Consider the following 13,174-nt stretch of genomic DNA (forward strand, 5'->3'; position numbering starts at 1 on the left):
GCGCCGCCGGTACCTAGATTCACCGCTCGTGAACATCGTCGTGCCGCTGCTCATCGGCGTCCTCTACGTCTGCCTCAACTCGCTGATCCGGGAACCGCACCGCCGCCGTCTCAACGCCATCATGATCGCGGGAGCGGGCGCGGCGTACCTGAGCGGTGGTGGGCTCGGTGCGTGGGAGTTCCCGTTCGTGGCCGTGCTGGTCTACGTGGCCTTCCGTGGGCTGGAGTCGTGGCGGTGGATCGGCGTCGGCTGGCTGCTGCACACCGGCTGGGACATCGTCCACCACCTGAAGGGCAACCCGATCATCCCCTTCGCCCACGACTCGTCGTTCGGCTGCGCTATCTGCGACCCGGTCATCGCGCTCTGGTGCCTGACCGGCGGCTGGTCATTGCGGGACCTGCTCCACCTCCGCTCGTCACGAAATCTTGGTGCGAAACCGCCCTCGGAGGGGCGGCTTCGCACCAAGATCCCATGGTTGTCGCTCGGTACGGTGCGGGGATGGACTGCTATGTGTGCCGCAGCGAGGAGCGGTTCGACGCGTTGCCGCCACGGGAACGCGTAGACACCGACGAGCACTGGCGGGTGGTGCACGCGTTCGACAGTCGGCTACCCGGCTGGCTGGTGCTCGTCCCCCGCCGGCACGTCACGTCGATCGCCGACCTGACCGACGCCGAGGCGGCCAGCCTCGGCACCTGGCAGGTCCGGCTCTCCCGGGCGCTGACCGCCGTCACCGGCTGCGTGAAGACCTACGTCATGCAGTACGCCGAACAGGCCGGCTTCGCCCACCAGCTTGACCAATCTTGGTACGGCAGTGCCCACGGGAGGGCCGTTTCGGTCCACGGTCGCCAAGAGACGAACGAGCCCCGGGCGGATCACCGCCCGGGGCTCGTCGCGTACTCGGTCAGCTGCAGCCGCTGGTGGAGCCGCAGCCCTCGCAGACGTAGCAGCTACCGGCCGGGCGCATCTTCGTACCGCAGGTGAAGCAGAGCGGTGCGTCGGCGGCCTTGCCGATCACGGCCTCCAGCAGCTCGGTGCTGGAACCGACCGGCGGTGCCGGCTTGACCGCGGCGACGTCGGCGAGTTCCTGGGCCGGCTGGGCGACCGGGCCGGCCTTCGGCTCCTCCGGCTTGGCCTCAACCGGGGCGGAGGCGGCCATCGCGGTCAGGTCCGCGCCGTTCGCCTCGGCCTCGGCCTCGGCGGCGAGCTGGGCGGCCCGCTCCTTGGCGGTGAAGATGCCCAGCTCGGCGCGACGCTCGTAGGGCAGGAAGTCCAGCGCCAGGCGACGGAAGATGTAGTCCATCACCGAGGCGGCCATCCGCACGTCCGGGTCGTCGGTCATGCCGGCCGGCTCGAAGCGCATGTTCGTGAACTTGCTGACGAACGTCTCCAGCGGCACGCCGTACTGCAGGCCGATGGAGATGGCCACCGAGAAGGCGTCCATCACCCCGGCCAGGGTGGAGCCCTGCTTCGACATCTTGAGGAAGACCTCGCCGAGACCGTCGTCCGGGTACGACGAGGCGGTGAGGTAGCCCTCGGCCCCGCCCACGGAGAAGGAGATGGTCTCCGACGGGCGCTTCTTCGGCAGCCGCTTGCGCACCGGGCGGTACTCGACGACCTTCTCCACCACTGGCTCGACGGCGGTGGTGGTCGCCTCCGGCTCGGCGGCCTTCTTCTTCGCCGCCGACAGCGGCTGGCCGACCTTGCAGTTGTCCCGGTAGATCGCGAGGGCCTTGAGGCCGAGTTTCCAGCCCTCGAAGTAGATCTTCTCGACGTCCTCGACGGTGGCCTGCTCCGGCATGTTGACCGTCTTGGAGATGGCGCCGGAGATGAACGGCTGGACCGCCGCCATCATCCGCACGTGCCCCATCGGCGCGATGGACCGCTCGCCCATGGCGCAGTCGAAGACCGGGTAGTGCTCCGGCTTCAGGCCGGGGGCGTCCACCACGTGGCCCTGGTCGGCGATGTGCTCGACGATCGCCTCGACCTGCTCCTCCGGGTATCCGAGGGAACGCAGGGCGCGCGGCACGGTCTGGTTGACGATCTGCATCGAGCCGCCGCCGACCAGCTTCTTGAACTTGACAAGCGCCAGGTCCGGCTCCACACCGGTGGTGTCGCAGTCCATCATCAGGCCGATGGTGCCGGTCGGCGCGAGCACGCTGGCCTGGGAGTTGCGCCAGCCGTTCTTCTCACCGATCTTGTTGCCGAGGGTCCACTGCTTGGTGGCCTCGCGGGTCAGGGCGGTGGCCACCGTGCCGGACGGCTTGATCTCGTCGTTGGCCGCGGCGTGCTTGCGCATCACCCGCTTGTGCGGCTCCGCGTTGCGGGCGTAGCCGTCGTACGCGCCGACGATGCCGGCCAGCTCGGCGGAGCGGCGGTACGCCGTGCCGGTCATCAGCGAGGTGATCGCGGCCGACAGCGAGCGGCCCTGATCCGAGTCGTACGGCAGGCCGGAGGCCATCAGCAGGGCGCCCAGGTTGGCGTAGCCGATGCCGAGCTGCCGGTACGCCCGGGTGGTCTCGCCGATCTTCTCGGTCGGGAAATCGGCGAAGCAGATCGAGATGTCCATCGCGGTGATGACCAGCTCGACGCTCCGGACGAACTTCTCCACCTCGAAGCCGCCGTCGGCGCGGAGGAACTTCATCAGGTTCAGTGAGGCCAGGTTGCACGAGGAGTTGTCCAGGTGCAGGTACTCCGAGCACGGGTTCGACGCGGTGATCCGGCCGGTCTCCGGGCAGGTGTGCCAGTCGTTGATGGTGTCGTCGTACTGCAGGCCCGGGTCGGCGCACTCCCAGGCGGCCTGGGAGATGGTGCGGAACAGGTTCTTGGCGTCGATGGTGTCGATCACCGCGCCGTCGAGCCGACCACGCAGGTCGAAGCTGCCGCTGTTCTCCACCGCCGCCATGAACTCGTCGGAGACCCGGACCGAGTTGTTGGCGTTCTGGTACTGCACGCTGACGATGTCGGAGCCGCCCAGGTCCATGTCGAACCCGGCGTCGCGCAGCGCGCGGATCTTGTCTTCCTCGCGCGCCTTGGTGACCACGAACTCCTCGATGTCCGGGTGGTCGACGTCGAGGATGACCATCTTGGCCGCGCGACGGGTGGCACCACCGGACTTGATGGTGCCGGCGCTGGCGTCGGCACCGCGCATGAAGCTGACCGGGCCGGAGGCGGTGCCGCCGGAGGAGAGCAGCTCCCGGGAGGAGCGGATCCGGGACAGGTTGACCCCGGAGCCGGAGCCACCCTTGAAGATCAGCCCTTCCTCTTTGTACCAATCCAGGATGGAATCCATCGAGTCATCCACAGATAGGATGAAACAGGCGGATACCTGCTGGGGCGAGGGGGTGCCGACGTTGAACCAGACCGGGGAGTTGAAGCTGAACACCTGGTGCAGCAGCATCCAGGTCAGCTCGTGCGCGAAGACCTCGGCGTCGGCCGGGGAGGCGAAGTAGCCGTACTCCTCGCCGGCGGTGCGGTAGGTGGTGACCACCCGGTCGATCAACTGCTTGAGCGACCACTCGCGCTCCGGGGTGCCCACCGCGCCCCGGAAGTACTTGGTGGTCACGATGTTGGCCGCGTTGACGCTCCAACTCTCCGGGTATTCCACACCCCGCTGCTCGAAGTTGATCGAGCCGTCCCGCCAGTTCGTCATCACGACGTCGCGGCGTTCCCAGGTGACCTCGTCGTACGGGTGCACTCCCGGGGTCGTCCAGACCCGCTCGACCTTGAGCCCCGCGCCCGCCTTGTTTCGTGACCTGCTTGTCGTCACACCGTCCCCCGGCATCTCATCCGCCCCCTCGTCCGCGCGGGCCCGCCGCGCGATCCGACTGTCACTGGTACTGCTGAAAATTCACTGCGCGCTGGCCGGCTCGGCACCGGCAGCCTCGCGGGCACGCGCGGCGGCCCGTAGCGTGTCGATCTCCCGCTCGAAGTCGGCGAGCGAGTCGAACGACCGGTAGACGCTGGCGAACCGCAGGTAGGCGACCTCGTCCAGGTCCCGTAGTGGACCCAGGATGGCCAGCCCCACCTCGTGGCTGGGGATCTCGGCGGCCCCCTTGGCCCGGACGGTTTCCTCGACCCGCTGCGCCAGCAGCGCGATCGAGTCCTCGTCGACCGGCCGGCCCTGGCACGCCTTGCGCACCCCGCCGATGATCTTCGTCCGGCTGAACGGCTCGGTCACGCCGCTGCGCTTGACCACGGCGAGCACCGCCTCTTCGACGGTGGTGAACCGCTTGCCGCACTCGGGGCAGGCCCGCCGCCGCCGGATCAGCTGGCCGTCGTCGGCCTCCCGCGAGTCGACCACCCGGGAGTCGGCGTGCCGGCAGTACGGACACCGCATCGCCCGACCTCCTCGATCGACCATAGGGTTAGCCGCCCGCCCCCGGGCACGCCTCGGCAAGCCGGAGCCATCCCCGCAGGATGGCCGCCGGCCCGGCGGTACGGGAGTGCGGTCGGTAGTCGAACCCAACCTGTAGGCAACTTACGCCCATGTGACTACTACATCTAGGGGTCGACCGTAGGCCGCCGACGATCCGCGGTCAAGTTGGTCGGCGTGTCCGGCGCGTCACCCGAGCCCTCGTTTCTGCACAACCGGAGGGCCCAACGCGACGCGGCCCACGCCGGTTACCACCGACCCGGCGCGGGCATCGACAATTCCCAACCACTCGAACACCAGTCCTATTTATCAGGAAGGACCCGGCGTCGCGCTGATTTCCGGATCGACACGCGACCGAAGGTCGTACAGATGTTTGAAAAAGACCGATCTCACCTATACGGTCATGAACAACCGGAGGTGACCATGGTCGACCCGCCGGCCAGCAGACCACCGCGCGCACCACGAGCCGCCGAGGCACCCAGCGCCGACCAGGGAGGACGGACGTGACCGAGGACCGGGCCAACCGGCCACAGAGCCCGCAGCAGAGCATCGAGGCGGGTCCGCCGGCCGCCCGACGCCGGAGTGTCACCCGCGCCCGCTCCGGTCAGCCGACCGTGCGTCCGGTGACCCCGGTGGTCAGCAGCTTCCCCGACCCGGCGACCGTCGACCTCACCGCCCGGCAGCGACGCATCCTCGACTTCATCCGCACCTGGGTCGAGCGCCACGGCTACCCGCCGAGCGTGCGCGAGATCGGCGAGGCGGTCGGGCTGGTTTCCCCGTCGAGCGTCGCCTACCAGCTCAAGGAATTGGAGAAGAAGGGCTTCCTCCGGCGCGATCCGAACCGGCCCCGGGCCGTCGACGTCCGCTCGCCGAACGACGTCGACGACGAGCTGAGCCGCTCCCAGCGCCCCACGCCGGCCTACGTCCCGATGCTCGGTCGCATCGCCGCCGGTGGCCCGATCCTCGCCGAGCAGTCGATGGAGGACGTCTTCCCGCTGCCGCGCGAGCTGGTCGGCGAGGGCGAGGTCTTCATGCTCCAGGTCAAGGGTGACTCGATGCTCGACGCGGCGATCTGCGACGGCGACTGGGTGGTGGTCCGGCAGCAGCCGACCGCGGATTCGGGTGAGATCGTCGCCGCCATGCTCGACGGCGAGGCGACCGTGAAGACCTACCGGCTGCGTGACGGTCACGTCTGGCTGATGCCGCAGAATCCGGCCTTCGACCCGATCCCCGGCGACGACGCCACCATCATGGGCCGGGTGGTCGCGGTGCTGCGCCGCATCTGAATCGGCGACCGGTGACCGGGTACCGACCCACGCTCGGTACCCGGCCGTCACATCAGTACCGGTCGCCCCGGTAGCCGTAGTGGCCGCCGCGCACCTGACCATACGGTTCGCCGTCGTCCTCCCGGTAACGCCCGGACCGCCGCCCCCGGTAGTCGGGCTCGGCCGGGCCGCCACGTCGGGGCGGCTCCGCTCGCCCACCGGCACCGGGCTGCCCGCCGCCACGGGCACCGCCGCCGCCGTAGACACCGCCGCCCGGGCGTCCACCGCCGCCGGACGGTCGACCACCGCCCGGCCGCCCACCGTAGACGGGAGCGCCCTCACCACCGGGCCGGGCTCCACCGCCGCCGTAGACGCCTCCGCCGCCCTGCCCCGGGCGAGCACCGTTGCCGGCGGCCGGTCGGCCATTGCCGCCACCGTAGACGCCGCCCGGGCCTGCACCGCCGGCCGGAGATCCGCCGTATACGCCACCGGCCGCTGCCCCGCCGTACACCCCGCCCCGGCCCCGGTCCTGGGCCGAGCCGAATCCGTCGCCCTTGCGCTTCGCGGCGTCCACGTCGTCGTCGCCGCGGTTGCGACCGGCCGGTGCCGGGCGCTTGCGGGCGCGCAGGATGCCGAAGATGCCCGCGCCGACCAGCAGGGCTCCGAGCACGCCCACCGCGGCGATCAGGTACATGATGTCGGTCGGGGTCAGGCCGTCGAGGAACGACTGACCCGACTTCTGCGCCGCGTCGGGATCGTTCGCCAGATCTTTCGGCCCCTCGGTGGAGGGGGTGTAGCTGAGGATGTTGACGGGGTCCTCGTCCTCCAGGTGACCGGCGTCGGAGACGGTCAGGAACGTCTTGCCGTCGGTCGAGTAGGAGATCGCCTCGCCGAACGGGTCGGCCAGGGCGGTGACCCGGGGAGTGGTCGTGGTGAGGGCGGTGACGATGTCGCCGTTGGCGACGTCGTACTCGAAGGCGTCGGCGTAGGTGCGCAGCACCACCCGTGAGCCGTCCAGGGATCGGGCGGCACCGGTGATCGCAACGCGCCCGAAGGTGCTCAGCGGGTTCTCGGTGTCCGTTCTGGGCAGTTCGATGTCGCCGAGCTTCTTCATCGGTACGGGCTCGGTGTCACCGGTCTTGAGCGGCCCGTCCGGGGTGAAGATCTCGGCCTTGCCGGCGGTGACCTTGGTGATGATCAGCGGTAGTTTGTCGTCGCCGATCAGCAGCGCCTCGGCATCGCGCGGCTTGCCGTCCGGGTACGACAGCCGGTGCAGCTTCGGCTGGCTGCCACCGCCGATCGGCATGCTCCAGACCGCCACCCGCTCACGGCGTTCGCGGCTTGTCACGTTGTCGCCGGTGTCGGCGATCCACAGCGTCTTTCCGTCCGGGGCGACCGCGAGATCCTCGGTGTCGAACGGCCCCGCCCCCGAGTAGGGCACGTCGCGGACGACCTGGCAGTCCTTGTTGAGGTAGAAGACCCGTTTGCGGTCGTCCTGCTCGGTGCTGTCGTTGACGACGATGTAGCCGTTCTTGGTCGCCACCAGGCCGGACAGCTCACGCAGTCGCGAGTCGGTGACCGAGCACTGCTTCTTGCCCGCCGCGGTGACCGGCGGTCCCGCCACGGCGGCCGGAGGGGCCGCCACCAGGGAAGACGCTGCCTTGGCGGGGGTCGAGCCGGGCGCGGCGAGCGCGGCACCGGTGACCGCCACGGTGACCCCGGCCAGGCCAAGGGCAACCGTGACGGAGGAAACAGTGCGGAGCATGAAAGAAGTGTCGCATGCCGCAGGTTTCCGCCGGGTGACGCGGCAGCCCGATCACCGCAGGCGATCACCGCGCGACACGGGCCGCCTGCGCCGTGTCATGGTACGGGACCAGTTCGGCCGCGAGTGCCTCGTTGACCCGGACGTGCAGCATCGTCCCTTCGGGCAGGTGGGCGGTGCTGAGCACCTCGCCCTGCCGGTGCAGCCGGGCCACCAGGTCACCCCGGTCGTACGGCAGCACCACGCGCATCTCGACCGCCGGGCGGGGCAGCCGCCGCTCGATCGTCTCGCGCAGGTCGTCGATGCCGCGGCCGCTGTGCGCGGAGACGAAGACCGCCTCGGGCCAGAGCCGCTTGAGCCGGAGCAGGGTCTCCTCGTCGGCCGCGTCAATCTTGTTGACCACCAGCAGCTCGGGCAGCCGATCGGCGCCGACCTCGCCGAGCACCTCGCGGACGGCCCGGACCTGCTCCTCCGGGTCGGGGTGGGCGCCGTCGACCACGTGCACCACCAGATCCGCCTCGGCGACCTCCTCCAGCGTCGACCGGAACGCCTCGACGATCTGGTGCGGCAGGTGCCGGACGAAGCCCACGGTGTCGCTCAGGGTGTAGACCCGTCCGTCGGACGTGGTGGACCGGCGGATCGTCGGATCGAGCGTGGCGAACAGGGCGTCCTCCACCAGCACGCCCGCCCCGGTCAGGCGATTCAGCAGGCTGGACTTTCCGGCGTTGGTGTAGCCGGCGATCGCCACCGCGGGCACCGCGTTGCGGGTGCGGCGGGCGCGCTTGGTCTCGCGTACCGTCCGCATGGCCTTGATCTCCCGGCGGAGCCGGGCGATGCGGTGGCGGATGCGCCGCCGGTCGGTCTCCAGCTTGGTCTCACCGGGGCCACGGACGCCGACGCCGCCGCCGGCACCACCGCCCCGGCCCGACCCACCGGTCTGCCGGGACAGCGTCTCGCCCCAGCCGCGCAGCCGTGGCAGGAGGTATTCCAGTTGGGCCAGCTCGACCTGCGCCCGGCCTTCCTTGCTCTTGGCGTGCTGGGCGAAGATGTCGAGGATCAGCGCGGTGCGGTCGACCACCTTGACCTTGGTGCGCTGCTCCAGGTTGCGCAGTTGGGACGGGGACAGCTCCCCGTCGCAGATCACCGTGTCGGCGCCGGCGGACAGCACCACCGAGCTGAGGTCGTCGACCTTGCCGCGACCGATGTAGGTCGCCGGGTCGGGGCGGTTGCGTCGCTGGATGAGCCCTTCGAGCACCTGCGAGCCGGCGGTCTCCGCCAGCGCGGCCAGCTCGGTGAGGGAGTTCTCCGCGTCGAGGAGGGTGCCCTCGGTCCAGACGCCCACCAGCACCACCCGCTCCAGCCGGAGCTGTCGGTATTCGACCTCGGTGACGTCGGTCAGCTCGGTGGAGAGACCGGGGACCCGTCGTAGCGCCTGCCGTTCGGAGAGCTCGTACTCGCCGGTGGTGGCGTCGAGCTCGTCGTCGGGGATGGAAACGTAGGTCTCCTGGTCTCGCAAGCGATCTCTCCTGTCCGTTCTGTGCATGTACCGAGTAATCCTGACATGTGTCGACGCCCGCTGCACCTGGTATATGCCCGCCCGCCGATCGGCGAGAGCGGGGGCGGATGCCGGCTGCCCGGGGCGGGCGAGTAGAAATGCGGACGAGCCGTTCAGCGCCGACGGAGGGACCTGCGTGGCCACGACCCGACTGCCCAGTGCCGGATTCTCGATCACGATCCGGATCGCCGTGCCCGCCGACGCCTCCTCGATCGGCCGGCTCACCACGTCGGTGGGTGAGGCCGGGGCGATCGTCACCGCGCTGGACGTGGTCGACTCCGATCCGACGAACGTGATCGTCGACCTGACCTGCGACACCGCCGACGCCGGTCACGCCGACCAGGTGGTCGACGCGCTCAGCGCGCTCGACGGCGTGGACGTGCGAAAGGTTTCCGACCGCACCTTCCTGCTGCACCTCGGCGGCAAGATCGAGGTGAGTCCGAAGGTCGCCCTGCGGAACCGGGACGAGCTGTCGCGCGCGTACACCCCCGGAGTGGCCCGGGTCTGCCAGGCGATCGCCGACAACCCGGCCGACGCCCGGCGGCTGACCATCAAGCGCAACACGGTGGCGGTGGTCAGCGACGGCTCGGCCGTGCTGGGGCTGGGCAACCTCGGTCCCGCCGCGTCGCTGCCGGTGATGGAGGGCAAGGCGGCGCTGTTCAAGCGCTTCGGCGGGGTGGACGCCTGGCCGGTGGTGCTCGACACGCAGGACACCGACGAGATCGTCGCCATCGTCAAGGCCATCGCACCCGCGTACGGCGGGATCAACCTGGAGGACATCGCCGCGCCGCGTTGCTTCGAGATCGAGGCCCGGTTGCGCGAGGCGCTGGACATCCCGGTCTTCCACGACGATCAGCACGGCACCGCCATCTGCGTGCTGGCCGCGCTGACCAACGCGCTGCGCGTGGTGGGCAAGCAGCTCGCGGACGTGCGGGTGGTGGTCTCCGGCGCGGGTGCCGCCGGCACCGCGATCATGAAGCTGCTGCTGCGTCAGGGCGTCGGCGACATCATCGCGTACGACCGGCAGGGTGCCCTGCACCGTGGGCAGACCGATCTCAACCCGGCCTGGCGGTGGCTGGCCGAGAACACCAACCGGGACGGCTACTCGGGTGACCTGCCCGGCGCGCTGGCCGGCGCCGACGTCTTCATCGGGGTGAGTGCCCCGAATCTGCTCACCGGCGACGACATCGCCACCATGGCGAAGGACGCGATCGTGTTCGCGCTGGCGAACCCGGACCCGGAGGTCGACCCCCGGGAGGCGCGCAAGCACGCCGCGGTCGTCGCCACCGGCCGCTCCGACCAGCCGAACCAGATCAACAACGTGCTCGCCTTCCCCGGCGTCTTCCGCGGCATGCTCGACGCGCACGCCGAGGAATTCACCGAGGAGATGGCGATCGCCGCCGCCCGGGCCATCGCGGACGTGGTGGGCGAGGAAAAGATCAACCCCACGGTCATCGTGCCCAGCGTCTTCGACTCCCGAGTCGCTCCGGCCGTCGCCGCCGCCGTCCGCGCCGCCGCCCAGAACCCGACCACCACCCCACCCCCCGCCGCCGACCCCGGCCCGGCCGACCTCCCCGAGATCGCCGCCTCCGCCTCCGCCACCCCCTGACGGACCTCCCGACCCCAACCACCCATGTTGATCATGAGGTTGACGGCAAGTTCGATCTCAGGAACCGCCGCTAACCTCATGATCAACGCAGGTCAGGTCAGGTCAGGGGTGGGAAGGTTAGTTCGCCGGTGGCGACGAGGAGGGCGGGGCCGGAGAGCCAGCAGGAGTCGGGGGTGACGGTCACGGTTAGGCGGCCGCCTGGGACGTCTACGGCGACAGTCCCGGTCTCCTGGTCGGCGTCGCGCAGGGCCACCGCGGCGACCGCGCAGGCACCGGTGCCGCAGGACAGGGTCTCGGCGGAGCCACGCTCGTGGACGCGCATCAGCACGTGTGCGTCGACGCCGGGGACCGGTCCACCGACGGTGGTGAACTCGACGTTCACCCCGGCGGGGAAGACCGCCGGGTCGATGTCGGGGGCGCGGGTCAGGTCCAGTCCGGCCAGGTCCAGCCCGGCGGGTACCGGGCAGACCAGGTGGGGATTGCCGACATCCACCGCGGTGCCGGGCAGGGTCAGTCCGCCCAGGGCGGCGGCGGAGGCGCCGTACAGCTGAGGTCTTTGCATCTCGACGGCGATGGTGTCGCCCTCGACCCGTGCCCGCACCACGCCGGCCCGGGTCGCCACCGGCAGTGCGTCGCCAGACGGTACGGCCAGCCCGTTCGCCAGCAGGTACCGGACGAAGACCCGGGCACCGTTGCCGCACATTTCGGCGAAGGAGCCGTCGGAGTTCCAGTAGTCCATGAACCACTCGGCCTCGCCGGCCAGGGCTGCGCCGTCGGCGTGCTTCGCGGCGCGGACCACCCGCAGCACGCCGTCCCCGCCGAGACCACGCCGCCGGTCGCAGATCGCCGCCACCAGTTCGGGCGTCAGGTCGAGCGCGCCGTCCGGGTCGGGCAGGATCACGAAGTCGTTGCCGGTGCCGTGCCCCTTGGTGAACTCCACGCTCCCATCATTGCGCAGCCTCACCGAGGATCCGCATCGCGGCCCCGATCAGTCCCGGGTCGGCCGAGTCGAGCCAGTGCACCCGAGGATCGCGCCGGAACCAGGAGCGCTGGCGGCGGACGAAGCGACGGGTGGCCCGGACCGTCTCGTCGTACGTCTCGGTCTCGGTCAGCTCCCCACCCAGGAAACGCAGCACCTGCTGGTAGCCGAGCGCCCGGCTCGCGGTAAGCCCCTGCGGCAGGCCGCGCTCGACCAGTCTCCGGGTCTCCGCGACCAGCCCGTCGGCCCACATCCGGTCGACCCGCGTCGCGATCCGCTCGTCGAGCAGCGCGGTGTCCAGGTCCACGCCGAGCTGCACCGCCGGGTAGTAGGGCGTCGGCTCGGGCAACGCCGCGGTGAACGGCTTACCGGTCAGCTCGATCACCTCCAGCGCGCGCACGATGCGCCGGCCGTTGCCGGGCAGGATGCCGGCCGCCGCGACCGGGTCGGCGTCGCGCAGTCGCGCGTACAGCGGCACCGGCCCGAGCGCGGCCAACTCGCCTTCCAGGCGTTGGCGCACTGCCGGATCGGTGCCGGGGAACTCGAACTGTTCCAGCACCGCCCGCACGTAGAGCCCGGACCCACCGACCAGCAGTGGCACCCGGCCCCGGGCGAGGATGTCGTCGACCGCCGCCCGGGCCAGCCGCTGGTACTCCGCCACGCTGGCCGGTTCGGTGACCTCCCAGATGTCGAGCAGGTGATGTGGTACGCCGTCACGTTCGGCGACGGTGAGCTTGGCCGTGCCAATGTCCATGCCCCGGTAGAGCTGCATCGAGTCGGCGTTGACCACCTCACCGTCGAGCGCGTGCGCCAGCGCGATGCTCAGCGCCGACTTGCCGGCCGCCGTCGGCCCGACGACGGCGACCACGGTGCTCGGGGCGGTCACGGCCGCTGCCAGTTCGCCACGAGGTAACCCACCCCGTAGGGCGCGGCGTGGTAACGCAGCTCGCCACGCCAGCGATCACCCGCCGCTCGTGCGGCACCGGCGAGCACCTGCCAGGGCGCCCGTCCCGCGACCTTGAGCTGCGTCGACAGGCCGGGATCCAGGCCGAGCAGGGCGTCGCCGTCCGCGTCGGCCAGGGCTCGCGCGACCGTCTCGTCGTACGCCTCGGCGCGCGGATCGGCGTAGCCGGGCGCCTTCTCGCCCCGGCAGGCCGAACCGTCCCCCATCACCAGCAGCGCCCACGGCTGGTCCGAGCCGAGCCGGGCACCGAGGTCGGCGCAGGTATCGACCGGGTCGGCGGCCCCGACCGTCGTCATCCGCCAGTCCATGCCCCGGTTCCTGGCCGACGGTCGCCGGCCGAGCAGCCACGCGCCGACCAGCAGGCTGAGCGGTAGATGGTCGGTGCCCACCAATCCGTCGGGGTGGTCGCCGAGGCGTACCTCAAGCGGCACCCCCCACGGCGCGAAGCTGCCCCGGAACGGAGAGTCGAGGTCGGCTCCGCGGTCGCCGGCCCCGATCACCAGGACGGTCCGCGCTTCCGAGTCGAGCAGGCGGGCGACGGCGGCGTCACAGGCGGCGCGCAGGTCGTCCAGCTCGGGCGCCGCGGCACCGGCGATCTCGGGGATGAGCAGCGGCGGGTGGGGGCAGACGGCGGCGGCGACCAGTGGCACCAGGCAACCGTAGCGGTC

Annotated in this window: 11 protein-coding genes; 4 read left to right on the forward strand and 7 right to left on the reverse strand. The window is 70.8% G+C overall.

Features of this window, described 5'->3' with window-relative positions:
* The first annotated feature begins 28 nt into the window (after positions 1 to 28).
* Positions 29 to 562, forward strand: coding sequence for a DUF6010 family protein (locus ENC19_RS03085; protein WP_208020794.1), 534 nt, complete (start codon positions 29 to 31; stop codon positions 560 to 562).
* Positions 499 to 981 carry an HIT family protein gene (locus ENC19_RS29465; RefSeq protein ID WP_208020795.1) on the forward strand — a complete coding sequence of 161 codons (483 nt, stop codon included), beginning with the start codon at positions 499 to 501 and terminating at the stop codon, positions 979 to 981. Before ENC19_RS03085 ends, ENC19_RS29465 begins: the two co-directional genes overlap by 64 nt.
* Here the strand turns inward: ENC19_RS29465 and ENC19_RS03095 are convergent.
* Both ENC19_RS03095 and nrdR read right to left on the reverse strand, forming a co-directional pair.
* A complete protein-coding gene (locus tag ENC19_RS03095; protein WP_164445599.1) occupies positions 902 to 3,781 on the reverse strand; it encodes a vitamin B12-dependent ribonucleotide reductase in 2,880 nt (959 codons plus the stop codon). The two genes, ENC19_RS29465 and ENC19_RS03095, sit on opposite strands and share 80 nt — an antisense overlap.
* Positions 3,782 to 3,847: 66 nt before the next feature.
* Positions 3,848 to 4,336 (reverse strand): transcriptional regulator NrdR, encoded by a 489-nt coding sequence (nrdR, locus tag ENC19_RS03100; protein WP_164445600.1) that lies wholly within the window; start codon positions 4,334 to 4,336, stop codon positions 3,848 to 3,850.
* A gap of 539 nt (positions 4,337 to 4,875) precedes the next feature.
* Here nrdR and lexA point away from each other — a divergent pair.
* Positions 4,876 to 5,658: a transcriptional repressor LexA gene (gene lexA, locus ENC19_RS03105; RefSeq protein ID WP_164445601.1), complete on the forward strand. Its 783-nt coding sequence runs from the start codon at positions 4,876 to 4,878 to the stop codon at positions 5,656 to 5,658.
* Positions 5,659 to 5,710: 52 nt separating this feature from the next.
* Here the strand turns inward: lexA and ENC19_RS29470 are convergent, their stop codons facing one another.
* Positions 5,711 to 7,402 carry a beta-propeller fold lactonase family protein gene (locus ENC19_RS29470; RefSeq protein WP_208020796.1) on the reverse strand — a complete coding sequence of 564 codons (1,692 nt, stop codon included), beginning with the start codon at positions 7,400 to 7,402 and terminating at the stop codon, positions 5,711 to 5,713.
* A gap of 64 nt (positions 7,403 to 7,466) precedes the next feature.
* Entirely contained in the window at positions 7,467 to 8,915 is a 1,449-nt protein-coding gene (gene hflX / locus ENC19_RS03115) for a GTPase HflX (protein WP_164445602.1), read from the reverse strand.
* Between the two features lie 175 nt (positions 8,916 to 9,090).
* Between hflX and ENC19_RS03120 the strand changes: the two genes are divergently transcribed.
* Positions 9,091 to 10,563 (forward strand): NAD-dependent malic enzyme, encoded by a 1,473-nt coding sequence (locus tag ENC19_RS03120; RefSeq protein ID WP_164445603.1) that lies wholly within the window; start codon positions 9,091 to 9,093, stop codon positions 10,561 to 10,563.
* Positions 10,564 to 10,660: 97 nt separating this feature from the next.
* Here ENC19_RS03120 and dapF read toward each other — a convergent pair whose 3' ends face one another.
* Genes dapF through ENC19_RS03135 form a run of 3 tightly spaced genes read right to left on the reverse strand, consistent with a single transcriptional unit; the run spans position 10,661 to position 13,156 of the window.
* Positions 10,661 to 11,503, reverse strand: coding sequence for a diaminopimelate epimerase (gene dapF / locus ENC19_RS03125; RefSeq protein ID WP_164445604.1), 843 nt, complete (start codon positions 11,501 to 11,503; stop codon positions 10,661 to 10,663).
* 7 nt (positions 11,504 to 11,510) lie between these two features.
* Positions 11,511 to 12,440, reverse strand: a complete 930-nt coding sequence (miaA, locus tag ENC19_RS03130; protein ID WP_373688892.1) for a tRNA (adenosine(37)-N6)-dimethylallyltransferase MiaA — start codon at positions 12,438 to 12,440, stop codon at positions 11,511 to 11,513.
* Positions 12,425 to 13,156, reverse strand: a complete 732-nt coding sequence (locus ENC19_RS03135; protein WP_164445605.1) for a class III extradiol dioxygenase subunit B-like domain-containing protein — start codon at positions 13,154 to 13,156, stop codon at positions 12,425 to 12,427. The genes miaA and ENC19_RS03135 overlap by 16 nt, the downstream gene beginning before the upstream one ends.
* Positions 13,157 to 13,174 lie beyond the last annotated feature (18 nt).

The sequence above is a fragment of the Verrucosispora sioxanthis genome (assembly GCF_010560025.1).
Taxonomy (GTDB): domain Bacteria; phylum Actinomycetota; class Actinomycetes; order Mycobacteriales; family Micromonosporaceae; genus Micromonospora; species Micromonospora palythoicola.